At 44.9% G+C, this 24850-nt stretch carries 24 protein-coding genes; 18 read left to right on the top strand and 6 right to left on the bottom strand.

Annotated elements, in window-relative coordinates; genetic code table 11:
* The first annotated feature begins 1 nt into the window (after window position 1).
* Genes fliF through fliJ form a run of 5 tightly spaced genes read left to right on the top strand, consistent with a single transcriptional unit; the run spans window position 2 to window position 5299 of the window.
* On the top strand, window positions 2–1753 hold the full coding sequence (gene fliF / locus IQP38_RS16670; RefSeq protein ID WP_005384024.1) for a flagellar basal-body MS-ring/collar protein FliF: 1752 nt from the start codon (window positions 2–4) through the stop codon (window positions 1751–1753).
* The gene (locus tag IQP38_RS16665; RefSeq protein WP_005375048.1) at window positions 1722–2735 is read left to right on the top strand and encodes a flagellar motor switch protein FliG; all 1014 of its coding nucleotides are present in this window, start codon (window positions 1722–1724) and stop codon (window positions 2733–2735) included. The genes fliF and IQP38_RS16665 overlap by 32 nt, the downstream gene beginning before the upstream one ends.
* Window positions 2736–2739: 4 nt before the next feature.
* Complete coding sequence (gene fliH / locus IQP38_RS16660; RefSeq protein WP_064354936.1) at window positions 2740–3495, top strand: flagellar assembly protein FliH; 756 nt, start codon at window positions 2740–2742, stop codon at window positions 3493–3495.
* Complete coding sequence (gene fliI / locus IQP38_RS16655; protein ID WP_193837776.1) at window positions 3488–4834, top strand: flagellar protein export ATPase FliI; 1347 nt, start codon at window positions 3488–3490, stop codon at window positions 4832–4834. The genes fliH and fliI overlap by 8 nt, the downstream gene beginning before the upstream one ends.
* A 24-nt stretch (window positions 4835–4858) precedes the next feature.
* Window positions 4859–5299, top strand: a complete 441-nt coding sequence (gene fliJ / locus IQP38_RS16650) for a flagellar export protein FliJ (RefSeq protein WP_193837775.1) — start codon at window positions 4859–4861, stop codon at window positions 5297–5299.
* A gap of 16 nt (window positions 5300–5315) precedes the next feature.
* Here fliJ and IQP38_RS16645 read toward each other — a convergent pair whose 3' ends face one another.
* Both IQP38_RS16645 and IQP38_RS16640 read right to left on the bottom strand, forming a co-directional pair.
* Window positions 5316–6374 carry a S1 family peptidase gene (locus IQP38_RS16645; protein WP_193837774.1) on the bottom strand — a complete coding sequence of 353 codons (1059 nt, stop codon included), beginning with the start codon at window positions 6372–6374 and terminating at the stop codon, window positions 5316–5318.
* 73 nt (window positions 6375–6447) lie between these two features.
* Window positions 6448–7341, bottom strand: a complete 894-nt coding sequence (locus tag IQP38_RS16640; protein ID WP_033906699.1) for a LysR substrate-binding domain-containing protein — start codon at window positions 7339–7341, stop codon at window positions 6448–6450.
* Between the two features lie 128 nt (window positions 7342–7469).
* On the opposite strand from IQP38_RS16640, the gene IQP38_RS16635 reads away from it, so the two are divergent.
* The 6 genes from IQP38_RS16635 to IQP38_RS16610 all read left to right on the top strand — a co-directional run bounded on the left by IQP38_RS16635 (window position 7470) and on the right by IQP38_RS16610 (window position 12755).
* Entirely contained in the window at window positions 7470–8393 is a 924-nt protein-coding gene (locus IQP38_RS16635) for a DMT family transporter (protein ID WP_033906700.1), read from the top strand.
* Window positions 8394–8492: 99 nt separating this feature from the next.
* On the top strand, window positions 8493–8939 hold the full coding sequence (locus IQP38_RS16630) for an SRPBCC family protein (protein WP_170889967.1): 447 nt from the start codon (window positions 8493–8495) through the stop codon (window positions 8937–8939).
* A gap of 83 nt (window positions 8940–9022) precedes the next feature.
* Complete coding sequence (locus IQP38_RS16625; RefSeq protein WP_193837843.1) at window positions 9023–9775, top strand: phosphatase; 753 nt, start codon at window positions 9023–9025, stop codon at window positions 9773–9775.
* A 156-nt stretch (window positions 9776–9931) separates the two neighbouring features.
* Window positions 9932–10321, top strand: coding sequence for a cytochrome b562 (locus IQP38_RS16620; RefSeq protein WP_005375067.1), 390 nt, complete (start codon window positions 9932–9934; stop codon window positions 10319–10321).
* Window positions 10322–10540: 219 nt separating this feature from the next.
* The gene (locus IQP38_RS16615; protein ID WP_080276971.1) at window positions 10541–10900 is read left to right on the top strand and encodes a hypothetical protein; all 360 of its coding nucleotides are present in this window, start codon (window positions 10541–10543) and stop codon (window positions 10898–10900) included.
* A gap of 415 nt (window positions 10901–11315) precedes the next feature.
* On the top strand, window positions 11316–12755 hold the full coding sequence (locus IQP38_RS16610; protein ID WP_193837773.1) for a PepSY-associated TM helix domain-containing protein: 1440 nt from the start codon (window positions 11316–11318) through the stop codon (window positions 12753–12755).
* A gap of 57 nt (window positions 12756–12812) precedes the next feature.
* Here IQP38_RS16610 and IQP38_RS16605 read toward each other — a convergent pair whose 3' ends face one another.
* From IQP38_RS16605 to IQP38_RS16595, 3 genes are all read right to left on the bottom strand, one after another.
* Entirely contained in the window at window positions 12813–13196 is a 384-nt protein-coding gene (locus IQP38_RS16605; RefSeq protein WP_167415865.1) for a VOC family protein, read from the bottom strand.
* A gap of 26 nt (window positions 13197–13222) precedes the next feature.
* On the bottom strand, window positions 13223–14152 hold the full coding sequence (locus IQP38_RS16600; RefSeq protein ID WP_167415866.1) for a LysR family transcriptional regulator: 930 nt from the start codon (window positions 14150–14152) through the stop codon (window positions 13223–13225).
* Between the two features lie 77 nt (window positions 14153–14229).
* Window positions 14230–14703 (bottom strand): hypothetical protein, encoded by a 474-nt coding sequence (locus IQP38_RS16595; RefSeq protein ID WP_017635502.1) that lies wholly within the window; start codon window positions 14701–14703, stop codon window positions 14230–14232.
* Window positions 14704–15268: 565 nt separating this feature from the next.
* On the opposite strand from IQP38_RS16595, the gene IQP38_RS16590 reads away from it, so the two are divergent.
* The 4 genes from IQP38_RS16590 to IQP38_RS16575 all read left to right on the top strand — a co-directional run bounded on the left by IQP38_RS16590 (window position 15269) and on the right by IQP38_RS16575 (window position 19025).
* On the top strand, window positions 15269–15952 hold the full coding sequence (locus IQP38_RS16590; protein WP_005384002.1) for a spondin domain-containing protein: 684 nt from the start codon (window positions 15269–15271) through the stop codon (window positions 15950–15952).
* 9 nt (window positions 15953–15961) lie between these two features.
* Window positions 15962–16657 (top strand): spondin domain-containing protein, encoded by a 696-nt coding sequence (locus tag IQP38_RS16585; protein ID WP_086047238.1) that lies wholly within the window; start codon window positions 15962–15964, stop codon window positions 16655–16657.
* A 146-nt stretch (window positions 16658–16803) separates the two neighbouring features.
* Window positions 16804–17535, top strand: a complete 732-nt coding sequence (locus IQP38_RS16580; RefSeq protein ID WP_041053947.1) for a response regulator transcription factor — start codon at window positions 16804–16806, stop codon at window positions 17533–17535.
* A gap of 116 nt (window positions 17536–17651) precedes the next feature.
* Window positions 17652–19025, top strand: coding sequence for a sensor histidine kinase (locus IQP38_RS16575; protein WP_193837772.1), 1374 nt, complete (start codon window positions 17652–17654; stop codon window positions 19023–19025).
* Window positions 19026–19052: 27 nt separating this feature from the next.
* Here the strand turns inward: IQP38_RS16575 and IQP38_RS16570 are convergent, their stop codons facing one another.
* Window positions 19053–19568: a superoxide dismutase family protein gene (locus IQP38_RS16570; RefSeq protein ID WP_193837771.1), complete on the bottom strand. Its 516-nt coding sequence runs from the start codon at window positions 19566–19568 to the stop codon at window positions 19053–19055.
* 541 nt (window positions 19569–20109) lie between these two features.
* On the opposite strand from IQP38_RS16570, the gene IQP38_RS16565 reads away from it, so the two are divergent.
* The 3 genes from IQP38_RS16565 (at window position 20110) to IQP38_RS16555 (ending at window position 24841) form a co-directional block, all read left to right on the top strand.
* Entirely contained in the window at window positions 20110–21519 is a 1410-nt protein-coding gene (locus IQP38_RS16565; RefSeq protein WP_193837770.1) for an aminotransferase class V-fold PLP-dependent enzyme, read from the top strand.
* A 62-nt stretch (window positions 21520–21581) separates the two neighbouring features.
* Window positions 21582–22514 carry a transporter substrate-binding domain-containing protein gene (locus tag IQP38_RS16560; RefSeq protein WP_017820522.1) on the top strand — a complete coding sequence of 311 codons (933 nt, stop codon included), beginning with the start codon at window positions 21582–21584 and terminating at the stop codon, window positions 22512–22514.
* Complete coding sequence (locus IQP38_RS16555; protein ID WP_193837769.1) at window positions 22511–24841, top strand: putative bifunctional diguanylate cyclase/phosphodiesterase; 2331 nt, start codon at window positions 22511–22513, stop codon at window positions 24839–24841. The genes IQP38_RS16560 and IQP38_RS16555 overlap by 4 nt, the downstream gene beginning before the upstream one ends.
* Window positions 24842–24850: the final 9 nt, after the last annotated feature.

Genomic DNA, 24850 nt, shown 5'->3' with positions numbered 1-24850 from the left:
CATGTCAGAACTAACCCCCCAAGTCGCCGGAAACACAGCTATGGCTACCGGCACAGCACAGACATTTTCTACTGCCAACGGCATGGACGATGTGACAACGAAGCTGAAGCAAATCTGGTCTAGCAGTCAGAGAAACTTAGTGCTATCTGCGGTGTTAGCTGCGATTGTTGCAGCGATTATTGTGGTTGCACTATGGAGTTCCTCGCAGAGCTTTCGTCCGCTATATAGTCAACAAGAGCGTTTTGATATCGGCGAAATTGTGTCGGTATTAGAAAGCGAAGGCGTAAGCTACCGCATGCAAGAGCAAAATGGACAAGTTCTTGTACCAGAAGGTGAGGTTGCGAAGGTACGCATGTTGCTTGCATCAAAAGGTGTTAAAGCTAAGCTGCCGACAGGTTTGGATTCGCTCAAGGAAGATAGCTCTCTTGGTACGAGCCAATTTATGGAAACAGCGCGTTATCGTCATGGTTTAGAAGGTGAGTTAGTACGTACTATCATGTCTTTGAACTCAGTAGCGAACGCGCGTGTTCATTTAGCAATACCTCGTCAAACTCTATTCGTCCGCCAAAACAGTGAGAATCCTTCAGCATCTGTCATGCTTGAGCTCAAACCTGGTGAAGACTTAAAGCCTGAACAAGTTGAAGCGATCATTAACCTAGTGGTCGGCAGTGTCACGGCAATGAAGCCAGAATTTGTTTCTGTCATTGACCAGTATGGCCGTCTTCTTAGTGCGGATGTCGCTTCTGCGGAAGCCGGTAAAGTAAACGCGAAATATCTTGAATACCAGAAGAGTGTTGAAAAACAGATCATCCAACGCGCAGCAGATATGCTTACGCCGATTGTGGGGCCGAGTAACTTCCGAGTACAAGTCGCTGCCGATCTGGACTTTAGCCAAGTTGAAGAAACACAAGAAATTTTGGATAACGCACCGGTTGTGCGTAATGAGCACACCATTCATAACAACTCGGTTGATCAAATTGCGTTGGGTGTTCCTGGTTCTCTAAGTAACCAACCGCCAGTGACAGGATCTGGTGAAGTGGAAACGAACGATAGCCAAAACACGAATGCGCGATCTGAAGTGAATCGTCAATATGCTGTAGGGAGCAGTGTTCGTCGTACTCAATACCAACAAGGCCAAATAGAAAAGCTTAGTGTATCGGTTCTGTTGAACTCCAAAGCTTCGCCAGATGGTGTGGCGTGGAGTGAAGCCGATAAAGAGCAAATCTCAAACATGATCATGGATGCTGTTGGTATCTCTGCCACACGTGGTGACAGCTTAAGTTTAATGAGTTTCAACTTCACCCCAATTGAAATTGATGCTCCTCCTGCACTGCCGTGGTGGCAAGACCCTACAGTACAGCAGCCAATACGCTACGTTATTGGTGGCTTGTTAGGCTTGGCGATGATCTTCTTCGTACTGCGTCCATTAATCATGCACCTAACTGGCGTTGATAAACCTGTGCCTGAGCTAAATTTTGCTGAGCCTCAGGAAGAACCTGACTACGAAAACTTGCAAACGCGTGAAGAACGCGAGCATGAAGAAGTACTTGATCGCCGCCTATCTGAAAAAGGCATCTCAGCCTCTTCAGGTTTAGATGTAAACAGCGACATGCTACCGCCAGCAGGCTCGCCATTAGAAATTCAATTGAAACACCTACAGCTTATTGCTAATGAAGAGCCAGAGCGCGTAGCCGAAATACTGAAACAATGGGTAAACATCAATGAACACAGTTCTATCAAAGCAGACGCTTAGTTATGTTGAACAAACCGCGCTCGTGCTATTAGGCATGGGCGAGGATGCCGCAGCGAAGGTTTTGCAACACTTTAGCCGTGATGAAACCCAGCGTGTGACTCGTGCAATGGCGAAGTTAAATGGCATTAAGAGCGATTCTGCTCGTGGTGTTATTCAAACTTTCTTTGAAGATTTCCGTGAGCACAGCGGTATTCGAGGAGCCTCTAAGGAATACCTATCTAATACATTGCGTAAAGCATTGGGTAACGATTTGGCAAAAGGGTTATTAAATACCTTATATGGCGATGAAATTCGCAACAATATGCAGCGCTTACAGTGGGTGGAAGCAGAAACTCTCGCTCGTTTCATTGTGAACGAGCACCCACAAATGCAAGCAATTTTTCTAGCGTATTTGCCAGCAGACAGCTCTTCAGCGGTATTGAAGCACTTGCCACAAGATTACCATGACGAAATCTTGTTCCGTATTGCTCAATTGCAAGATATCGATCATCAAGTTGCCGTTGATTTGCATGAACTCGTTGAGCGTTGCATCGAAAAAGTATCCGCAAGTCAAAGCACGCCGTTATCAGGTGTTAAGCAAGCAGCAGATATCATTAACCGCTTTGAAGGTGACCGTGGTTCATTGATGGAAATGCTGAAGTTGCATGATGAAGATGTTGTTAATGCAATTGAAGAAAACATGTTCGACTTTATGGTTCTTGGCCGACAACGCGAAGAAACTATGGACATGTTGGTGCAGCAAATCCCGCTAGAGTTGTGGGCAGTTGCGCTAAAAGGTTCCGATATTACCTTACAACAAGCTATTAAGCGTTCAATGCCGCAACGTATGGTGAAAGCGCTAGAAGATGACATGGACGCACGCGGCGCTGTTGCGTTAAGTCGAGTTCAAAAAGCACGTCAAGACATCATGCAAATGGTACGTGAGCTGGATGAATCTGGTGAAGTTCAGCTGCTTCTCTATGAAGAGCCAACGGTGGAGTAAGGTCATGCTAGAGATAAAATCAAGTACTATGCGATTGCCTCCGAGCGGGTATCGTTTACACCGTTTTCCGCCTTTAGCGCAACCTAAGACTATCGAAGACGAATTCGGGCTAGATAACCAAGGCTGGCAAGAACCTCAAATTGATATCCAACAGCAACTTGAAGAAGGTTTTCAACAAGGTTTGCAACAAGGACATGAGGAAGGCTTACGCCAAGGTATCGAACAGGGCAAGCAACAAGGTCTGTTGGAAGGCCAAAAAGAAGGTTTCCAAAAAGGCTTTGTTTCCGGTGAGCAGTCTGGAAAGCAAGGCTTTTTGGAGGCGGCGAAGCCTGTCAATGAACTTTTTCACGCCCTTTCTCGTTGGCAAGATGAAAAAGAACAGCAACAACGCCATATGATTTGTGAACTGGTACAAAAGGTAGCTCAGCAAGTGATTCGTGCCGAGCTCACTTTAATGCCTCAGCAGATCCTAGCTTTGGTGGACGAGACATTGTCTGCCATGCCTGGTAAAGCGGAAACAGTAACTGTGCATTTAAATCCGCAAGATTTAGAGCGTATTACTCACATCAATGCTGATTTGCCGCAATCTTGGAAACTGGTCCCTAATACGGAGCTTCCTATTGGTGGCTGTCAGTTAGTGACTGATGACGCAGAAGCGGATGCGAGCTGCGACTCTCGTTTGGAAGCCTGTATGGACAATGTAAAGCAACACCTTTTGGATGAAGTCAGTATTCCACAGGTAGAGTCTGAGCATGAGTAATACCCTAAGCCATGAACTATTAAGTGAGCGTTTGAGCGAAGCCTTGGCTTCGCTTGATTCAATCCCTGTTGCTCGCGTAACAGGGCGATTGATAAAAGTAAACGGTTTAATGTTACAAGCCGTAGGGTGTCGGTTTAAGCTTGAGCAGCGTTGTCTCGTAGAAACCGCGGAAGGCGATATGATCGAAGCGCAAGTTGTGGGCTTTGAACACACTATTGCTTACCTCATGCCTATCCGCCGTTTAGGCGGTCTGTTTGCAGGTGCAAAAGTCATCCCTCTTGATGGTGACAGTACCGTGCAGCTAAGCTCTCAGTGGTTAGGACGCGTACTGAATGGTTTAGGTGAGCCGTTAGATGACGGGGCACCGCTTAAGGGGGGAGAGCGAGTTTCACTTGAACCAAAACCGATTAACCCACTGAAGCGACGCCCAGTTGATACACCACTCAACGTAGGCGTGCGTGCGATTAATGGACTATTAACGGTAGGCAAAGGCCAACGTATTGGTTTGATGGCTGGCAGTGGCGTCGGTAAAAGTGTGTTAATGGGGATGATCACCAAAAACACGGAGGCCGATGTAATTGTGGTCGGGCTTATCGGTGAGCGAGGCAGAGAAGTACGTGAGTTTATCGAGAGAAACTTAACCCCAGAAGCGCGCAAGAAAGCGATCATTATCGCGGCTCCTGCTGATGAATCCCCGCTAATGAGGTTAAGAGCGACACTACTTTGTCATCGCGTTTCAGAGTATTTCCGAGACCAAGGCAAAGACGTTCTACTTCTGATGGACTCTCTAACCCGATACGCCATGGCACAGCGCGAAATCGCTCTTTCGCTCGGAGAGCCTCCAGCTTCTCGTGGTTATCCGCCCTCAGTCTTCAGCGTGTTACCTCAACTCCTAGAGCGAGCGGGTAACAGTGAAAATCAACATGGTAGCTTAACGGCAATTTATACCGTATTGGCAGAAGGGGACGACCAACAAGATCCTGTCGTGGATTCCGCGCGCGCCATCTTAGATGGGCATGTCGTTTTATCGCGTCAACTGGCTGAGCAAGGGCATTATCCCGCGATAGATATCAACGCGTCTATTAGCCGTTGTATGAATACTTGTACGCAGGCCGCACACAGCACGATTGCGAATAACTTCCGTCAAATGTACTCCAACTACCTTCAGGTTAAAGAGTTACTGCCATTAGGGGGTTATCAACCAGGACAAGATCCTGAGTTAGATCAATCTGTTGCTATGTATCCAAATTTGCGTGCATATCTACAACAAGCTGCCAGCGAGTCTGTAGATTACCCAACCAGTTTGACCGAGCTCGCGCAGCTTTTTCAAAGTGCTTAATCAAATGGGAGTGGCAAGGCTGAAATGAAATCCAAGTTAAAAGCCGTAGGCAAGTTACAGCAAATGGAAGAAAAACAGCGTGATCGTGTGGGTCAACAACTTGATGCCATGCGTCAGCGTCACTCCCATCTTTCAATGCAATTGGAACAGTTATCGGCGTTGAAAGGCCACGCTGGACAATCAACCCGAACCGGCCCGACGCTAACGAGCGCGGCCTTGATGAACTTTAATCGTGTTGACCAAATGCTACAAAGAATGCTTCGTCACCACGAGCAAGAGCAAGCCGTTATGCAAGCGGAATGTGCATTTGTACAGAAAACGCTAGAACACAAGCACGCACGCGTTCAAGGGTTAGAAAAAGTGCTTGAACGTTGGCGTACTAAGCAGAACTATGAAAAAGCGAAAAAAGAGCAAAAGATGATTGAAGACATCATTAACTCTCGCGTTAAGCGCAAGATATTATGATGTCTTGTTGACGCTACTAGGAGCGCGAATAATTTCTGCGGTGTCTTAGCAAACCAAACCAGCCTCCAAGCATGATCAACCCTGATCCGAGAGCACCGCCGCCACTGCTGCCGTTGTTACCAAAGCCAGATGTGTTGGTATCGACAGGCTCAAAGCCAGAGTCCCCTTCGCTATGATAATCTTCCGAACTTGCTAAGAGGGCGTTATAACTGGTTTTTACACCTGAGCTGGTTTGGGTCTCAATCCATGTTGCATAGTTCAAAATCTCGGTAAACACACTTGGAATCGCAGCGGATTCGCAAACTGAAGAACCGTAGCTCACAATGCCAATTTGCTGATACATACCATTATTGTCTTGATAAGTGAGAGGACCGCCTGAGTCACCACGACAGATGCCAGTGTAGCTTCGTTCAGGAAATCCATTCGCACATAAACTTTCCTGAGCGTTAAACCCTGTTACCAACGAAGCGCATTGGGTGTCGGTAAGGGGTTTTACTTCTGCCCAGCGTAAATAGTTAGGGGGGCTTTCATCATTGGTTGAGGTCTGACCTAAACCGAATATCTGATAAACTGACTTGCTGCTGTAGTCTCCAAAGTCTTGCGGTAAAGTGATGGATTGGACGTTATCGGTGATAGGTCTAGTCAATTCAAGGACAGCGATGTCATTAATCCATAAATCGCTAGGCACATAATCAGGATGAATCGTGATAGAGCGAACATCTTTGAATTCTTCAACAAACACGTCATTCATCGTAGGGTTTTTGACTAACACTCGTAGGTCGTTGATTGTCCAGCCGTCAGTAAAAACGCTTGGTTCTACGCAGTGAGCCGCAGTTAAAATGAAGCGGTCGTTTACAATGGTTCCCCCACAAATATTGGCAAACTGATTCGCGCCAGTTTTATGTAGAATAAGACGTGCAAAAAAAGGAAGTTGGTTTTGGGTAGCCTGCTGACCCCCAATAATTGCCGTGGAGATCCCTTGTTCTGAAAGGCGGTTATCATTTTCTACTTCAGCGGTCGTACTCAAAGATACTGCAAAACAGAGTGCGCTTAGCCATATTTGATACTGCTTCATAAACCATCCTTGGATGAAAAGTGCTCTTCTAACTTTATACTAGTTTTTCAGTGAATGTGCTTAACAAAAGTTTCTAATAGTTGAATGATTGTTGTAGCCAAGATCGCAACAGATGAAACGATTCAAGCTTTAGCTTGTGTGGCGGGCATACAAAGTAAAGCTGTTGATGAGGATTAATGACGGGTTCACCCAGCTCGATTAGCTGACCATATTTGATGTCATCCTTCACAAACAAGCGATGAGTGACCAATAACCCCAAACGACGAGTTGTGGCCTGGACGGCTTGTATCGACATGTTAAAAGTGATTGGTTTTTTATTTTTAGGTCGCTGGATACCCGTCGCGTCCAGCCACACGTTCCAGTCATTTTTTCTTCGTTCGTTAGTAACTTCAATGATGGGATACTGCTTTAAGAGTTGAGTGATGTTTGAGTCCTTGGTCTTCGCTATCAATTCAGGACTGCACACCAAAACCAGTTCATCTTCACTAAGCTTTTCGCAGTAGTAATCCTGCCATTCTTCGGGATTTCCATGCACCAAGGCCGCGTCGATACCTTCTTGTTCTAAATTGAATCTGCCAGACAGGTTTGATAAACGAACGTCTAATTGAGGAGCAAACCCTTGTAAATCTGACATTCGAGGAATCCACCAGTGAAGAGCCAATGAATTCACCATATTGAGCGTAACACGCTGCAAGTTCTGATCTTGGATGAGTGCTTCCGTTGCATCGACAATTTGCTCTAAAGCGGGTGCCACCTTCCTGTAATACTTTTTACCGTCCGCGTTGAGTTGAACTTGTCTGCCTATGCGATCAAATAGAGGCTTGTTGACTTGACTCTCCAGCGATTTAATTGCCTGACTTACGGCTGAGTGGCTCACACTTAATATCTGTGCTGCTTCTGTCATGCTGCCAGACTCAGCTACTGCAACAAATGCGTAGATGGACTTTAAGGGGACTAGTTTCCGCATAATTTAAAAACCGTAGCTGGTGATAGATAAGTTAAACTGTAAGTTTTTCTTACATCAATGGTTAATATTACTCGCTATTTACGATAAGTTATGTCTTTTAAAATGCTCCATATATTAAGGAGTATTGAATGAATGCTGTAAATAAATCTATCCTTTTCATGTTGATGTCTACGTTAAGCTTATCTGTTACTGGACTGTTAGCAAAGCAGTTGTCAGGCGAACTTTCCGTCACACTATTTAGCTTCTTACGTTTTTTGGTGCCTGCGCTTATCTTGCTTATCTTACTTCGTGTGAAAAACCTTACCTTTCCTAAAGCGGGCACGCTAAAGCCTATTTTATTGCGTGCTCTTTGTATCGGTTTGTCACAACTTTGCTTTATCGCGTCATTACAAACGTTAACGCTCGTTGAGGGGGTCGTTTTGTTTGCTACTGGCCCATTATTTATTCCCTTGGTTGAAAAGCTGTTCATGAGGGGGCGCATTCGTGTTTCAACATTGGCGGCTTTAGCAATGGCGTTCACTGGTGTGGTTATGTTGGCGGGCGGTGGAAGTGAGATCACATGGCGAGCGGATTTATTGCTCGGCTTGGCTGGTGGACTCTTCAATTCTGGTTCTCAGCTTACGTTATATAAAGTGAGTAAAACAAATATGTCGCCGCTAGAAATCAACTTTTGGGCGTTTGGTTTTGCTGCCGTATTTCTGTTGCCGCTAACTTTGTTTAACGACTTCGACGTGTTACTTAATATGAGTGTTATGGCGCCTGAGATTTCTTCAAATACGCTGTGGATCGGTATGATGTCTCTGATGATCATTAACACCCAAGTTTTTCGCTCCAAAGCATATAAACTGGCAAGCAGTGGCTCTCAACTTGCACCACTCATTTTTACTAACTTATTGTTCACTGCGGTTTGGCAGAGCCTGTTTTTTGAAGACCGAATGAGTCAAAGTCAAATTGTTGGGATGAGTTTAATAGTGCTCGCAATCATACTGAACACATGTTGGGTTCGCTTTAAGGCGCATCGCAGTGGCGGTTTACAAGCGAGAACTTCTTAGTCTGTCGGAAAATGAAGGGGGCAGGTAGATAAATTGGTCGTGTGGTTTGATTTTTCCTGAGTATGGGCTAGCGTCAAGAAAGGTTCAGGGAGAGAAATCATGCTTACGCTAAATTATTACGTCGAAATTTCGGCGACACCGCAACGAGTGTGGGAAGTGCTAACCGATGTTGAGTTGTATAAACGTTGGGCGCAAGCCTTTTCACCGCAGTCTCAATTTGAAGGAGCTTGGGAAGAAGGAGGTGGCATCACTTTTTTTGATCCAGATATGGGCGGGACAAGGGCGATCATAGATACGGTGCTACCCCTTCAAAAACTTGAATTTCATCATGTTGCCATTTTTAATCCGGATAATCGTCAACAACTCGATGCTGACCTAGCATCTAGGTGGATCGGATCGCGAGAGATCTACCAGATCGATACCAACAACGATCGTTTACTACTCAATGTTACCATTCATACTCACAATGACTTTGTTTCCATGTTTAATCACGGATGGGAAAAAGCCTTACCCTTGATAAAAGCCATTTGTGAAGAGCAAGCTTAGGGTTCTTGCTTATCTTGGGCTGACGATGCGTTGCCTGAAGGTATACAATAGCACGCAAGATAGCGCACCTAAGAGAGTGGATGATGGAATTTAAAGTTGATACCCATACACATACGTACGCCAGTGGTCACGCGTACAGTACCTTGATTGAAAATGCAAAGTTGGCAAAAGAGAACGGGCTGGATATGTTCTGCACGACCGATCACGCAGAATCAATGCCGGGTGCGCCTCATTACTGGTTCTTCTCGAACCAGAAAATTCTGCCTCGCTTTCTTGAAGGCGTTGCGATTATTCGTGGCGCTGAATCTAACATTATGAATACCGAAGGCTACATTGATATTCCACTGAGTGTGGACCGCAACTTAGATTGGGTGATCGCGAGTTTTCATGAACCCGTTTTTCGTCCTGCAAACAAGCAAACTCACACGGAAGCACTTGTTAATGTCATTCAGAGTGGTCGTATTGATGCGCTCGGTCATCTTGGTAATCCAAATTTCGACTTTGATTTTCAGACCGTTTTAGCGTGCGCGAAAGAGCACAATGTCGCGATTGAAATTAATAACACCACGCTGAAAGGCAACAGCCGAGTAGGCAGCGTAGACCGTTGCCACGAGATTGCACAAATCGGGAAAGATCTCGGTGTTTTCTTCACCACGGGCAGTGACGCGCATTTCTGTCACGATGTTGGTAATCTGGATTTGGTTGGAGAGTTAATGGACAAAGTGGGTATTGATAGCAAGAAAGTGATTACTCACACCGCTCAGCAGTTTTTGTCTTTCTTAGCTTTGAGAGGCCGTAAACCAATTGCAGAATATGACAGCATTCTCAACGCATAAACTTGATTACATTTAAGGTATGCACCCGACGCCAGATTGCTTTACACTGCGACCCGGAAATACTCAACTAAGCTAGTTTTTCGCCTCTTATGGCGTAGGTTATTTGGGTGAATAAAGCCGACACAGAATTCGGCACTATAAATGGAGAAGTGAAAAATGTTACGTCCTTTAGTCCTAGGGTGTGCGATTGCGTTTGGCTCAACATACGCAATGGCAGAAGCGGTTGATTTAAAACAAAACATGAAACAGATGAAGATGGAATTCAAACAGGCGGCAGAAGCATCTGATGTCGAAACCATGAAATCTGCGATTGATAGCTTGCAAGCGATTGTTGAACAATCTAAGCGTGGTAATTACCCACCAGAGAAGTTTGATACTTACTTAGAAGGCTTTAACAAGCTGACGGTAACGCTAGATAAGATTGAAGCGGATCTTGATGCGGGCAAGCTACAAGAAGCAAAAGACCAACTGCGTGAAATCGATAGCCTTCGTGAAGAGTACCACGACAAGCGCAATCCAAGCATTTGGAGCAAGTTGTTCGGCTAATTATCTACTGAGCGGAGCATTTGCTCGTGGCAGTGGATTACGCGTTATCTCTAAGTAATGAATGAACACATTATCAGCCTGCCATTTCGGCGGGCTTTTTTGCGCCTGTCAATCGATGCATTCAAGAAAACCTGTGAGGTAGCAACCACTTATTGATACTGTTTTTTGAGCTATCACTCAAAATTGGTTACGCTGTGTGAAATTTGTTAAGTCACCGTTATGCGTAGATTAATTCCCTTTTACCGCTCGATGTTATTTGCTAGTGCTCTCAGTTGGGTGCTAGTGACGCTGATGCCTGTTATCAATGCTCATGGTAACAGCATGGGCGTGTGGGCGACGCTATGTACGCTTAACGGATTTGAGTTGGTCCAAATAGAAGAGGGCGACAATTCGGTCAGCCACAAAGGCAAGCCTTGTCCGTTTAGCCACTTTTCGACTTTTCATCACGATACACTTCCAACGACACCGATACTTTCAAGACAGAGCTTGGTGACTTCTGACAGCTACGCTTATTTGGCTCTAAGTGTGCGATTTGAAACACCAGTTCCTAGAGCGCCGCCAGTTTCCCTTTTCTCATAACGAAAACAATTACACGATACCCAAGTAACCTCGAGATGCTTGGTTCAGCGAGAATGACTTGGTTTGTAGACGCGGCGGCGATTTAAAGGTCTAGTGGGTCTAAATCAAGATATCGACAACAAAGTATACAAGCCAAGGCAACTCGCCCTTCGGGAGCGTGTCATTGCTCCGATTGCTGCTTCAAACAACTTGGAAAGAGTTGTCTATTACACAGCGTTGTTTTCTTTGCACTCGAATCAATGACAACGCTCTGAATCCAGCATCTTGAAGTCACTTGGGTATATAGTCAGCAACACTGCCACTTCGAGCAGTGGTACTCCCAAATCTAAGTCAAATAACGCCGCATACGAATGCGTATGTGTAGGATGCGTTTGACTGAATTTGGGTGTTCAACAATGAAAAAAGGAAAATACACATGTTGAGAAACTCGGCAAAGCCTCAACTCAAGGAAGCCTCACGCGCAAAATCCATCTACTTTATGACGTGGCGATGGCACTTCTACGCAGGTTTGTTCGTCATTCCATTTATGCTGATGCTTTCCCTCACGGGATTGGTGATGTTGTTTGATGACGAAATCGAACTGGCTCGATACGAAGCGACATTACAAGTTTCACCACAAGAGCACATGATTCCTGTCTCTGCACAATTAGAAACCGTAAAGCAGGCGTATCCCGATTTTAATGTCACTCAATTTGTACCTGCTAAAACGGCCGATATTGCCAACCGATTCTCGATTCAAAACCAAGAAGGCAGCTCGCTGATTGTTGCAGTAAATCCTTACACAGGAGACGTACAGGGCACCATTAATCGTGGTGACAGCATCTATGAACTGATGAACAGCATTCACGGCACCTTGCTCATCGGCGACCTAGGCGACCGTTTAATTGAAATCGCCGCAAGTCTGGGGATTTTACTGTTGGTGTCTGGTTTGTACCTTTGGTTACCTAGAGACAACGCCAGCCGCGCCGGCTTTTTGAAAATTCGCCTTAACAATGGCCCTCGAATTTTGATGCGTGACCTGCATGCGAATTTAGGTGGCGTGCTGTCGATTGTTCTGTTGTTCTTTTTGATTTCAGGTTTGTCGTGGGCAGGGATCTGGGGGGCGAAAATGGTGCAAGCTTGGAATACCTTCCCAACCTATTACACATGGGGTGAGAAACCGGAATCCACGCTGACACATAAAGATCTTAACCATGGTGCATCAGAAGAGATGCCATGGAACTTAGAGCTTGCTGCTGTGCCAGAATCGAAAGATAAGCCCGCTCATGATCATGCCAATATGAAGGAAGAGACGGCATACGCAGGCAGTCATGATGCGCTCTCCATTGATGATATCATCCTCAAGGCTGAAATGTTGGGCTTCACTGGCTATAAGCTGTTTTTGCCACGCTCTGAGACGGGCGTTTACACCGTTGCAGCTAACTCTATGGGCGGCGATATTTCCGACCCAAGACAAGATCGCACCAGCCACTTTGACCAGTATTCCGGTCGCTTGTTGGTGGATGTAACGTGGCAAGATTACAGCCTATTTGCCAAGTTCATGGCGGCAGGTGTGTCATTGCATCAAGGTGATGTGAGTATATTGAACAAAGTACTCAACGTAGTGTTCTGTTTGGCGTTCATCTTAATCTCAATCACAGGTGTGGTGATGTGGTGGATTCGTAGACCAAGTCGCAGTGCCGCATTGGGCGCGCCACCTAAGTTTCAACAAGACAGTATTTGGAAGCTTGGCTTAGTAACGTTAGTGATATTGTGTCTCGCGTTCCCGATGGGCGGTTTGGCAATTGTTACGGTTCTCGCACTGGATTGGCTGTTGTTCAACCGCGTTGAGAAACTGAAAACGGCGTTGAATTAGTAACAGACAAAGAATGGAATAATAAAAGAGCCTGCGAAGTCGAAGTGCTGGCTCTTTTTATTTCTGGTAAATCTCCAGTGGCAAGCCATCTGGGTCTTGGAAGAAGGTAAAGGCTTTGCCTGTAAATTCGTCAATACGAATTGGCTCAACTTCAACGTCATTCGATTCTAGGTAGACTTTCACTTGCTCAACATCATCAACCAAAAAAGCGAGATGTCGCAGGCCTTGCGCTTCGGGAAAGCTCGGTCTCTCAGGGGCGCCCGGAAAGCTAAACAGTTCAACTTGACTGCCGTCAGGTAAAGCGAGGTCAAGCTTGTAGGAGTCTCTGGCTTCACGATAGTTTTCAGCAATGACTTTTAATCCCAACACTTCAGTGTAAAAGCGTTTTGACTTTGAGTAATCGCTGCAAATGATCGCGACGTGATGAATGGCATTAAACATGGTTAGCCTCTTCAAACATGGTTAGCTCAAGCATGGTTAGTATCCTTGGAGACTAAATGCTCCTTAACGAAGTCGATAAACACGCGCAGACGAGCAGGCATGTATTTGGTTTGCGCATACTGCATCGCGATAGCGCCGTGGTAGTTACTCTTGATCATCCAATCCGGCAATACTTCCACCACTTCTCCTTGCTCTAACGCGTCTTTGATCACAAAGTCATGGAAGATCCCAATTCCCAAGCCAGACTTAACCCCGTTCAAGCGCATTTGGGAGTGGTTGACGGCGTAGCGTCCACTTACTGCAATCGAGTGGAACGCTTCCTCTTTAAAGAACGACCAGATGTTGTCTTTGTCGTTCTCGGCAAGGTAAATACAATCGTGCTTCTCAAGTTCAGTGGGATGCTCAGGCATACCGTGTTTGGTGAGGTAATCTGGAGAGGCGCACAAAACAAGATTGGTCTTGCTAATTTCTTTGAGTACCAGATTCTCATCGGGTTTGTCGGTGAGCTTAAAGGCGACATCAATACCTTGGCGGAAAAGATCAATCTCACCATCTGCTGCTCTCAGCTTAAGCTGAATATTTGGATAACGTTCTAGGAATGGCAACACAAATGGTTGAAGCACCGAATTAAGAAATGCTTCAGGGGCTGCCACTGTGAGTGCGCCTGTTGGCTCGGCATGATCTTCCGCAGATAGCTCAACGGCTTGCTGCGCGGCATTTACCATTGCTATGCTTTGGTCGTAAACCTTTTGCCCTGCTTGAGTGATGATCAACTTACGAGTTGTGCGCTCAAACAGTTTCACCGAGAGGGCTTGTTCCAATCGTGTGATCAACTTACTTAAAGCCGATGGCGTCACGCCGAGTTGTTTGGCTGCAGCGGTAAAACTTCCTTCGTTTACCACTAAGATAAACGAAGCAAGATCAGGAAGTAGGGCAATGAGTTTTGGATTAACCATAATTGTTCAGTTCTGCGCAGCGGAATAACGATATTGTCTGGTACGGTTTCACGAGGTTCAAGTGTCACTGTCTCGCTTTAACGATATTTTGCCAAAAATGCATTGAGTGCAGGCAAGCCAGATTCACCAGTATGGTATTGCTGCCAACAGTGATAAATGGCCGTTTCGTGGTCTGCAATCAACTCGATAGCTTCTCGCTCAGCGATTGAATACTGCTGTGAAGCTTTCACTTCTTCATGCCACTCTCGATACTTGACCTCATAAGGTTCTACCCATTTCAGAAGAGTCGCCACCAACTCTTGCCATGGTAAACCAATCCACTTGGTTGCATCTGCCAAGCCTTTATCCAGCATCTCTTGGTGTCGACTTTCGATATCCATGCCATTTGTCAGCAGTACAGGTTTGAGCTTTTCTGCGGTGAGTTCTTCCACTTCAATCAAGGTTTGCCACAGCGTTTGTTGTTCACTTTGGGTGTAATGGCTCAAGTAGTGGTTGAAAAAAGCGATGCCGTAGATTTCGCCATAGTAGGCAGACAGAACGTTATGAATCATGGTGAGAATCGTGATTTAAACAGGGAATATCGCATTGTAGGAGGGGAAAGTGCGAAGTGTAAATACCAAAATATACTCAAGTGACTTCAAGATACATGGTTCAGAGCGTTGTCACTGATTCCCTATTTATCGAAAGCAAGCAAGGAAAACAACGAAGCGGAATAGCGAGCTCTTTCCAAGTTGTTTGACGAAGAAATTGCTTCAGTGGCACGCTCCCGAAGGGCGAGTTGCCTTGGTTCGCATGCTTCGTTAACAATTTTCGATTTAGAACCACTAGATTTTCAAATTGTTGCCTCGCCTTCAAACCAAGTCATCCTCGCTGAACCAAGCATCTCGAGGTTACTTGAGTATAAATAAAAAAGTGCTGCTGACAGAATTCGAACAGAACTTGTGAGAATTTTATGAGAATTCGATGAAGTTGCTGATAGATTTGCTCGTCATTCTTAGAGGCAAGAACGCAAAACGTTCGAAACGTAATGCTTAACCTACTCAAGTCACGAACAATGAAGTAAAGCCGTACACATGGGCTTGGGTAGTTCAACCCTCATTAAAGGATGGAATCACAATGAAAAAACGTACCCAACTCGGACTCGTCATGACTTCAGTCGCTATGGCACTAGGCTCTGCATCAGTGAATGCGGCGGAATTGGAAATCACCGTGACAAACGCAACCAAAGGCATCTACTTTACGCCACTTATTGTCGCTGCACATGGTTCTGATCTTCAAATGTTCAGAACGGGTCAAGCAGCAACGCCAGAACTAGAAGCTATGGCAGAAGGCGGTGATATCTCTGGTCTTGCTAGCGTGATTGGTAACGCTGGTGGTGCGGTGGTTGAGAACCCTGCTGGCGGCATTTTGAATCCGGGTGTTGCAACCACCTTCACCTTGGACAGTGGCGACCACGGTTATCTTTCTCTGAGCGCGATGTTGCTGCCAACCAATGATGGTTTTGTCGGTCTAGATAGCTGGAAGATTCCAACGGAAGCGGGTACATACCGAGCAACGCTAAGAAGTTACGATGCCGGTACAGAAGCGAACGATGAACTTGCGTCTAGCATGCCAAACCCACCTTTCATTACCTTTGGTACTGGCGGCACAGGCGTTGAAGCAACGGTAACTAACGACAAAGTTCACGTGCATCCGGGTAACCTTGGTGATAGCGACCCAACTGGCGGCATCAGTGACCTAGACAGCAGCAGCCATCGTTGGTTAAACCCAGTCGCAACCATCACAATCGTTGTGAAGTAAGGGGGATGTATGAAATACAGAATCTTACTAGTAGCAGCTTCAGTCGGCTTGCTCGCCGGTTGTCCAAGCGATGATGATAATGACGTAGTGAAATCGTACCGCTACACCGTCAACGTTGCGAACTTGACTGCGAATCAACCTATGTCTCCGCTCGCTGTACTCACTCACAATGGTGACTACCAATTGTTTGAAATTGGACAAGCCGCATCCGTTGAACTTGAGCACCTTGCCGAAGGCGGGAGTAACGCTGAGCTGATTGAGTTGATGAACAGCAATGACAGTGTTTACCAAGGTATTTCGGGCAATGGATTGGTGTTGCCGGGTGCATCGGACGAAGTCACCATCACGGTTGACCCTAGTCGTTACGGTTACTTGTCTGTGGCGTCTATGTTTGTGAATACCAATGATGCCTTTGTTGGCGAAACGGGGCTATCGCTCAAATCGCTCGCGGTGGGTGAAAGCTATGAAATGAGCATGAACGTTTGGGATTCCGGCACGGAACTGAATGATGAGCTTGCCGAAACCATTCCGGGCCCAGCAGGTGGCGGTGAGGGCTTCAATGCCGCTCGTAATGACAGCAGTGACGTTGTTGCATTCCATGCGGGTGTTGTTAGCCAAGATGATGGATTAGCAAACTCAGCACTCTCTGCGAACCATCGTTTCTTGAACCCAGGTGCGAAAGTCACCATCACTCGAGTCGAGTAACACAGGCTCCGATGACGTCTCCTTTCCAAAGCGCTTGTAGCCGAGCGCTTTATCCCTCATGGCGTCATCGGAACCTTTTTTGAAAGAATTTCTAATTTGTTCCGGTCATGTGCAAAGTGAGGATACTCGAAGGCAAGGAAAGGACCATGGAACAACAGGCAATCAATTTAGTCGCGAACATCTTGTTGGTGGAAGATGACGATGATTTGGCAGAACTGGTTCAGATGCATCTCAAGTTTCAAGGACACCAAGTGTCGCGAGCCACAAATGTCGCCGATGCTAAAACGCAATACCAGCAACAACCCTTTGATTTATTGATCCTTGACCGAGGTTTACCAGATGGTGATGGTCTAGACATTTGCCATTATTTGCGTCAGCAACAAGATTGGAGCCCAGTGCTCATGCTGACAGCCAGAGACGGTGAAATGGACAAGGTTGACGGTTTAGAAGCGGGCGTTGATGACTACATCACTAAGCCATTTAGCGTATTAGAATTCCAAGCACGAGTGCGAAACGTGCTACGCAGAGTCAGCCAAACCGCAGAAGCAAAGGTGGCAAATGAAGTCCTCGACGATGCGATGGATTTTGGTCCGCTGAGAATCATTCCGGAGTTGCACCAAGTATCCCTAAACGACAAAGACGTCACTCTTACCGCGACAGAGTTTACTTTGCTGCAGTTTCTCGCGACTCGTCCGGGCAGAGTCTACAGTAAAGATGAATTGCTCGATCACGTTTGGAACACCAGTCACTCTGGTTATCACCACACTGTGTGTAGCACCATAAACCGTTTACGCAGCAAATTGTCGTTGTCTGACTCTGATCATCACTTCATTCAAACCGTGTGGGGTGTTGGGTATAAGTTTCAACCAAGACACTAATGCAAGAAAGTAAGTCAAAACATCAAGCCAAGACAGTAAGTCGGCAGTTGTTTTCACCGTCATTTTTCAATCATCACGGGTGTTGCAAAAACACCGCTGTTTAAGGAGGCGATAGGATGAGCTTCAAATCTCGCTTGGTAGTATTTACTAGCTTGTGGTTCTGCCTCGCGGCGGTGGTGATTGCACTGACTTACAATTGGCAAAAAGAAACCATTGAGTTACGCACCAAGCAAAGCCTGCATAAAGAGCTAGCCAGCCACATGCGTGATGATAACCCGCTGATGATCGGGACGGATTACAACCCTAAAGCGCTCAAGTCGATTTTTCACACGCTCATGCTGATCGGCCCTGACTTTGAAATCTACTTCCTTGATAGCCAAGGCAATATCACCACCCATGCTGCACCGGAAGGGGCGGAGATCATGGGGAAGGTGGATCTCAATCCCATTAAGCAATTCTTAAATGACCAGCCTTTTCCTATTTTGGGTGAAGATCCACGTAATCGTGGTGAACACAAAGTCTTTTCTGTCGCGGCGATAGAGGAATTAGGCTCAACGGTCGGTTATCTCTACGTGGTGATTGGCAGTACCCGACATGACGCCATTGCCAATGCTCAAGTCGATACTCCTTACATCGCGCTGGCAGGATTGGTCTTAGTGTCCATTTTAGGCTTTGCTCTTGGAGCTTATGTGCTGGTCAAACGTAGCCTATTGAATCCGATTGAGCGCGTGACCAAGCAACTTCAACAGCAAGCTGAACATGATTTCCGCCTGCAACCTGATTTTACTCACCAAGTGCCAGAGCTTGTGCCGATTGCGCACTCTTATCAGATGATGGCGAAGCACATTCAGCAACAGTTTTTACAGTTGGAGTATCAATCGTCTCATCGTCGTCAAAGCTTGTTGCAGCTTAGTCATGATTTAAAAACGCCGTTATCGAGTGTGCTTGGCTATTTGGAAACGTGGCGTTTGCAACATCCGGAATCTGATCCTTTGATTGATGTCGCTTTCCGAAATTGTGAGAAGCTCTCAACTCAATTACATTCTTTGTTAGACGCTGCGCGCAAAGAAGCTCCAATGCCAAATTACGAGTACCGCCCCGTAGATCTTGGCGTGTTGATGGCAGAATGTGCCGAAACGATGCAGAGCCAGTTTTCTCGTAAAGAAGTGGTGTTGAAAGTGGATATCGATAGCGAAATCCAAACTGTGGGTGACAAGGGGCTATTGGAGAGGTTGGTATTGAACCTGCTTGAAAATGCATTGCGCCACAGCCCAATCGGCTCGGAAGTGCATTGCCAAGCGCATTTGAGTGAGGATAAGTCGCGTATCCACTTTACCTTCGTCAATCACATCGAGGAAGAAGCGGAGGGCGGTTCTTTGGGGATCGGGACGAAGATTGTTCAATCGATCTTAATGCTTCACCACAGCTACCTTGAGACCAATGCAACATCCTCTCAATATCAACAGAAGTTCACACTTCTCGCAATCTAAAGAGAAGTGTGAGACATAAGTTAATGTTTATTCAATAACACCACATACGACGCGAGCGCCGCCACCACCTAGCTTACTTGGGTGATCGGAGTGATTGTCACCACCTGCATGGATCATTAACACTCGACCTTTTAAATCCGATAATTTTAGGCGAGGCGCGACAACGGGCTGATTGGCATTGCCGTCCATGTCCACATAGAGTGGAGGCAAGTCGCCTAAATGATTGTCATCGGTCCAAGGATAGCCATGCTTCCCTGTGTTGTTAGGATCATAATGGCCACCTGCTGCGCCGCCTAATACGGTTTTGTCATCCTTTTCTATGCTATCGCAAGATGGATTAGTGTGAACATGGAAACCGTGCACACCTGCTGACAAACCTGATAATTGAGGCGTAAAAACAACGCCATAATCACTTTGTGAAATCTCAATGGTACCCGCACTCTCATTGGTGTTGAGAGCAGTCATTTCTACCGTTTTTGCTAGCACGTTAGGTGCGGCGACAAGAGCGGATGCAACTGAAATGCATAGCAATCCTTTTAACATGGGACCTCCTTCTTTTAGGGTGTACGCTCAAGCACATATTAGTGAAAACCTGTTTTACTTATGTATGTTGAGCGGTGAGTTTATGTCATAGAGTGATGTGTATCACTTTATGGTCTTAAACTGATATCTCGATCCGAAATCAGCTTTCTTTTATTTAGTCTTAACATGTTGAGATCGTTAAGATATAAAAAGAATAGACGCCAATCTTAAAATAGCCTGAATATTTTTAAATTAACGCAAAGTTAAATTTTTAATGACTTTATAACAAAGCTCATAATTGTTTTATAAAGAATTTGGTGGAATTGTCCGCAATAAAGAATAATCAAATTAACGAATATATTAATGTGAACATTGTTGTTTATAGATTTGTGGTCAAACTGTTGCTTATATCATCAAATAAGATAAAAAATTGGAACTAAAGTCACTTAATGGCAGAGGAAAAAATTAAACTCTGATTGTAATGGGTAATAATGTTTTAGTAACAGATAGTTACGCACTTAAAATTAATAATATGGCTAATTTCCGACAAGGATTGAAAAAGATGAAAGACAAGGAATCTATTCAGACTAATAGCAGCCGCCGTAATTTTCTGAAAGGCGCAACAGGAGCTGTTGTTGCTGGTGTGAGTGCTTCCGCTTTCTCAGGCGTAGCTCAAGCACGAGAACAGAAAATTGATTGGAGCAGCCGCGGGCTAGGTAGAAAACACGATAAGCGCTTCTGGCGTAAAGTGCGAAGACAGTTCGTTTTGGACAAACGAACCACTTACATGAACATTGGTACAACAGGTTCAATGCCAAAACATGTTCTTGAAGATTACGAGCATAACAACAAGCTGGTGGCTAAATACCCTTGGGATATGAAAGGCAAATTTGGCTCTTGGCCTTATGTTTCAGAGATGGTTAAAGACGTCGCGCCAGGTTTTGGTGCTAACCCAGAAGAGATCATTCTCAGCCGCAACACTACTGATGGCTTATGCTCGATCATTAATGGCTTACACTTTGAACCAGGTGATGTGATTCTAACGACACACCATGAACATATTGCTGCAACATCACCTATGAACGTAGCGAAACATCGTTTTGGTGTGGATGTGGTAGAAATTCAACTACCAGTATTTACTGGTACCGAAAACGTTTCTGAGCAAGATTACATTCAAGCGTTCCGAGACGCGCTTGATGCGAATCAAAACGTTCGCCTAATTGTTTTCTCTCATATCACATACAAAACAGGAACCGCGCTACCAGCAAAAGCCATTTGTGCTTTAGCAAAAGAGTGTGGTGTACCTACTCTTGTTGATGGCGCGCATACGGTCGGTATGTTTGACCTTGATTTCCACGATATGGATTGTGATTTCTATGCAGGATCTGGTCATAAGTGGCAGTGTGGTCCGGGCGCGACAGGTATTCTGTATGTTCGTGATAACGGTAACCGTTTGAATGAGTATTGGAGCGACCGAGAGAACCCGTTATGGTTGATCAACTCCTCACTTTCTCATGCTGATTACCTAGGTAAACAGCTGCAAATGCAATACATTGGTAACGATAACTATCCTGCGAAACAAGCACTAGTTGATAGTTGCAAAATGTGGGATGAGATTGGTCGAGACCGTATCGAAGAGCGAGTTGTAAGCCTTGGTAGTTTATGTAAAACCTTGCTTCAAGAGTACTTACCACAAGCCAAAATGTATTCACCAAACGTGGAAGGCTTAACCAGTGGCTTAACGACGGTTAACCCGTTCTCCGATGTAACTAATGAAGAGATACTGACGGAATTCCGAGATCGTTTACGTGAAGAGTATGGTTACATCATCCGTACGACTAGCTTTAAGCTGCATAAGGATGATGACTTTGATACTTACGCGCTGCGTATCTCTACGCATTTGTTCCATGACGAACAAGATGTGGAAGGGCTCGTAGTGGCGATGACGAATTTGTATTACTCGTCGTTCTAACATCGTTGTTTATCACTCAAGCGCCCATTATTGGGCGCTTTGTGAAAGGTAAGGATATTATTATGTCAGTCATAACATTCAAAAGAACTTTAGCGACGGTGGCGCTCATGGTTACCTCTGTTGCGTCGTCTGCCGCTTGGTCAGACGATTTACAACAAATCCGTGAACGCGGTGTACTGCGTCACATTGGTGTCCCGTACGCTAACTTTGTCTCCTATATTGAACAAGGTGAAGTGGAAACTTTGACTGGCTTGGATGTAGAGATAATAAAAGGTTTTGCCAAGTCGTTAGGTGTTCAGTACCAGTATGTTCCAGCACAGTGGAGCGACGTGGTTGGTAAGTTGACAGGGCAAAATGTGCAATATCACAACAAGCAGGCTGTTGTCGGAGAAAGTGTTCCAATTGAAGGCGATTTGATCGCAAATGGCGTTACTATTCTTGATTGGCGTTCTGAGGTTGTCGATTTTTCACAAGATTATTTTCCTTCAGGTGTATGGTTGGTTTCCAGATCCGACTCTAGTCTGAGCCCGATTAAACCAAGTGGGTCGGTCGATGAAGATGTTAAAAACGTCAAGCAGCTGATCGATGGTCGCGAAGTGTTAGCTTTAGAACATTCTTGCTTGGATCCTAACCTTTATGACTTATATGACACAGGTGCAAAAGTTATATTACCTGATGGGGCGCGTCTCCTTAATGAGATGGTTCCAGCGATAATGAAAAATGATGCGGAAAGCACATTATTAGATGTTGCGGATACGCTAATTGCCCTCGAAAAATGGCCGGGTGAAATAAAAGTCATTGGCCCTATATCTGAGAATCAAAAAATGGCTGTTGCATTCCGTAAAAATTCCCCTGAATTACGCAAAGCATTTGATCGTTATTTAGACTCGATAAAACAAGACGGTTCATACGAAAAACTAGTAAAAAAATACTATCCATCTATTTACTACTTTTATAACGATTACTTTATAGAAGATAAAAAGAAACTCCGATGAATAAGGCCGTTAAAAAATTTTCCAGTAAAAGATTTATTACAATAAGCGCAATATTAGTTTCAATTTACTTAGCTATGCTTATTACTGTGACTAGCGTAGGTCAAAATAAGTTAAAAGAATCTCAATACAGAGAACTAGATTTAAAAGTAAAAAGTTATGCAAGCACACTCGATAATTTATTTACCATAGCGAGTGAAGATGTTGATAATCTAGCTACAGATAAAACAATACAAACATTCTTTGGTAATTTAGCTTCTGGCATGTCAATGGAGTATGGATTAGGAGCCAGTCTAATTAATTTAAAGCGTCGCTTCGATGAGAAGATAGACAGTAAGCTAATTAATAGCAGCCAAATCTATAAGAAGCTCACGCTGGTAGGCAGTGATGGAGTCACCATTGTCACCACTGGAACTGAAAACCTTGCCGAGCACAAAATGGACATACAAACCTTAATGACTCAACACGGGCATCCCGAAGAGGTTTGTGCGACGCGATACAATGATGACGTTCGCATTCAAGTCATTAAGCAAGTTAAGTTCTCCGGAAAGCCTGTTGCTTTTTTAATTGCCGATCTTAATAAGAATATTGTTATTGACCAACTTACTAACCAAGAACACGAAGATAGTTATAGCCGAATGGTGCTAAAAATAAAAGACGTGGAAATGGTTGTATGGGATACCATAAATAAAACACCTTCTCACAATAAGGATGAGAACTATTTCGTTTCTGAGGCTGTAGACGGAAAAATTTACTTTGAAGTGCCTGTGGATAAACATCACTTTAAATTGATGGCGTGGTTCGAGCCTTTGAGTGAACGAGATATATTTACATCACGGCTCTTTATTATTGGTTTGAGTATTCTGGCCGTTATGATCGTCATTGCTTTATGTTATGCATTCATCACGAACAATAATAGGATTGAATTGAAAATTAAGCTTGAGGAAGAAAAAAAGCGTAAAGATATTCTTTCTCAACAGAATAAAAAATTAACGAACGAAATTGAACGTCGAAAAGCGTCTGAAAAAGAACTCGCCTTCCAAGCTAAATATGACACATTAACTAATTTGCCTAATCGTAGTTATGGTTCCGAGCGATTGGCTTTGGAGTTAATTAGGGCATCGCGTAGTGGGTCTAAAGTTTTGGTGATGTTCATCGACTTAGACCACTTCAAGCAGATTAACGATTCAATGGGACACTTTGTTGGGGATGAAATCCTTAAACTCAGTGCTCAGCGACTGTATCAAGTCGCGAGAAAAACAGACTTATTGGCGAGAATTGGTGGAGATGAGTTTTTACTCGTCATCCCTGATTTGCCTGATAATGATACTGCAAAGCGAGTTGCTTCAAGTGTACTTTCGGCGTTTAACGATCCGTTTGTTTGGAACAACCATGAATTCTTCTTGAGTAGTAGCGTCGGAATGTCTGTGTTTCCGGATGACGGAGACAACGCTGAGCAGCTTCTTGCATGTGCAGATATGGCAATGTATCGGGCGAAACAAGATGGGCGTGATGGCTTTTGTTTTTATAACCATAATATGAACCAAGATTTGCAACGCTATTTGGATCTGGAAAATCGTCTGAGAAGTGCGATCTCCAATCAGTTGTTAGAGCTGTATTATCAGCCAATTATTGAGCTGAGTAGTGGTAAAATCGTAGGGGCAGAAGCGCTAATGCGTTGGAATGATGACAAGTACGGATTCGTAAACCCTGAAGAGTTTATCTCTATTGCAGAGAAAAATGGTTTAATTCATCAAATTGGTGAGTTTGCTATTCAACAAGCGTGTCGACAAGCGGCACAATGGCAAAGTCTGACTCCGTTGTTTGTTTCTGTAAACTTTTCTAGTGTTCAATTTAGGTACTGCGAGCGCTTACTTACGTTTATTAAACACAGCCTTGAGGAGTCTGGTCTTCCGTCAGATAAGTTCGATATTGAAGTGACAGAAAGTCTCCTCTTTAATCACGATTCTGAGCTATTAGACATGCTTAATAACTTACGAGCGTTAGGCACCAAACTTACTATTGATGATTTTGGTACTGGTTATTCTGCGCTGAGTTACTTGCAGAAGTTTCCGTTCGACCGCTTAAAGATTGATCGTAGCTTTATGCAAAATATGTTCGAGAACGACTCAGACCGCGAGCTTGTGAACGTAATCATAGCAATGGCGAAAGCGCTGGATCTTAAGATCGTCGCAGAAGGCATCGAAGAACAGCGTCATGTGGATTACCTGAAAAACCTAAACTGTGAGTTCGGACAAGGTTTCCACTATAGCCGACCATTACCTGCTAAGGACTTTGAAACACTTTTGGCTAAGCCTACCTGGCTATAATTCCTTTTA

It is taken from the genome of Vibrio sp. OPT41 (assembly GCF_015163595.1).
GTDB lineage: Bacteria > Pseudomonadota > Gammaproteobacteria > Enterobacterales > Vibrionaceae > Vibrio > Vibrio alginolyticus.
This window is presented reverse-complemented; position numbering and strand designations above follow the sequence as displayed.

Bases quoted from the DNA above. Each gene is read 5' to 3' on its own strand.
- IQP38_RS16625 (WP_193837843.1), top strand. From the start codon at position 9,023: ATGGAATTTAAAGTTGATACCCATACACATACGTACGCCAGTGGTCAC.
- IQP38_RS16555 (WP_193837769.1), top strand. From the start codon at position 22,511: ATGAATAAGGCCGTTAAAAAATTTTCCAGTAAAAGATTTATTACAATA.
- IQP38_RS16570 (WP_193837771.1), bottom strand. From the start codon at position 19,568: ATGTTAAAAGGATTGCTATGCATTTCAGTTGCATCCGCTCTTGTCGCC.
- IQP38_RS16585 (WP_086047238.1), top strand. From the start codon at position 15,962: ATGAAATACAGAATCTTACTAGTAGCAGCTTCAGTCGGCTTGCTCGCC.
- IQP38_RS16590 (WP_005384002.1), top strand. From the start codon at position 15,269: ATGAAAAAACGTACCCAACTCGGACTCGTCATGACTTCAGTCGCTATG.
- IQP38_RS16580 (WP_041053947.1), top strand. From the start codon at position 16,804: ATGGAACAACAGGCAATCAATTTAGTCGCGAACATCTTGTTGGTGGAA.
- IQP38_RS16600 (WP_167415866.1), bottom strand. From the start codon at position 14,152: ATGGTTAATCCAAAACTCATTGCCCTACTTCCTGATCTTGCTTCGTTT.
- IQP38_RS16605 (WP_167415865.1), bottom strand. From the start codon at position 13,196: ATGTTTAATGCCATTCATCACGTCGCGATCATTTGCAGCGATTACTCA.
- IQP38_RS16575 (WP_193837772.1), top strand. From the start codon at position 17,652: ATGAGCTTCAAATCTCGCTTGGTAGTATTTACTAGCTTGTGGTTCTGC.
- fliI (WP_193837776.1), top strand. From the start codon at position 3,488: ATGAGTAATACCCTAAGCCATGAACTATTAAGTGAGCGTTTGAGCGAA.
- fliJ (WP_193837775.1), top strand. From the start codon at position 4,859: ATGAAATCCAAGTTAAAAGCCGTAGGCAAGTTACAGCAAATGGAAGAA.
- IQP38_RS16645 (WP_193837774.1), bottom strand. From the start codon at position 6,374: ATGAAGCAGTATCAAATATGGCTAAGCGCACTCTGTTTTGCAGTATCT.
- IQP38_RS16595 (WP_017635502.1), bottom strand. From the start codon at position 14,703: ATGATTCATAACGTTCTGTCTGCCTACTATGGCGAAATCTACGGCATC.
- fliF (WP_005384024.1), top strand. From the start codon at position 2: ATGTCAGAACTAACCCCCCAAGTCGCCGGAAACACAGCTATGGCTACC.
- IQP38_RS16615 (WP_080276971.1), top strand. From the start codon at position 10,541: ATGCGTAGATTAATTCCCTTTTACCGCTCGATGTTATTTGCTAGTGCT.
- IQP38_RS16610 (WP_193837773.1), top strand. From the start codon at position 11,316: ATGTTGAGAAACTCGGCAAAGCCTCAACTCAAGGAAGCCTCACGCGCA.
- IQP38_RS16665 (WP_005375048.1), top strand. From the start codon at position 1,722: ATGAACACAGTTCTATCAAAGCAGACGCTTAGTTATGTTGAACAAACC.
- fliH (WP_064354936.1), top strand. From the start codon at position 2,740: ATGCTAGAGATAAAATCAAGTACTATGCGATTGCCTCCGAGCGGGTAT.
- IQP38_RS16620 (WP_005375067.1), top strand. From the start codon at position 9,932: ATGTTACGTCCTTTAGTCCTAGGGTGTGCGATTGCGTTTGGCTCAACA.
- IQP38_RS16630 (WP_170889967.1), top strand. From the start codon at position 8,493: ATGCTTACGCTAAATTATTACGTCGAAATTTCGGCGACACCGCAACGA.
- IQP38_RS16635 (WP_033906700.1), top strand. From the start codon at position 7,470: ATGAATGCTGTAAATAAATCTATCCTTTTCATGTTGATGTCTACGTTA.
- IQP38_RS16640 (WP_033906699.1), bottom strand. From the start codon at position 7,341: ATGCGGAAACTAGTCCCCTTAAAGTCCATCTACGCATTTGTTGCAGTA.
- IQP38_RS16565 (WP_193837770.1), top strand. From the start codon at position 20,110: ATGAAAGACAAGGAATCTATTCAGACTAATAGCAGCCGCCGTAATTTT.
- IQP38_RS16560 (WP_017820522.1), top strand. From the start codon at position 21,582: ATGTCAGTCATAACATTCAAAAGAACTTTAGCGACGGTGGCGCTCATG.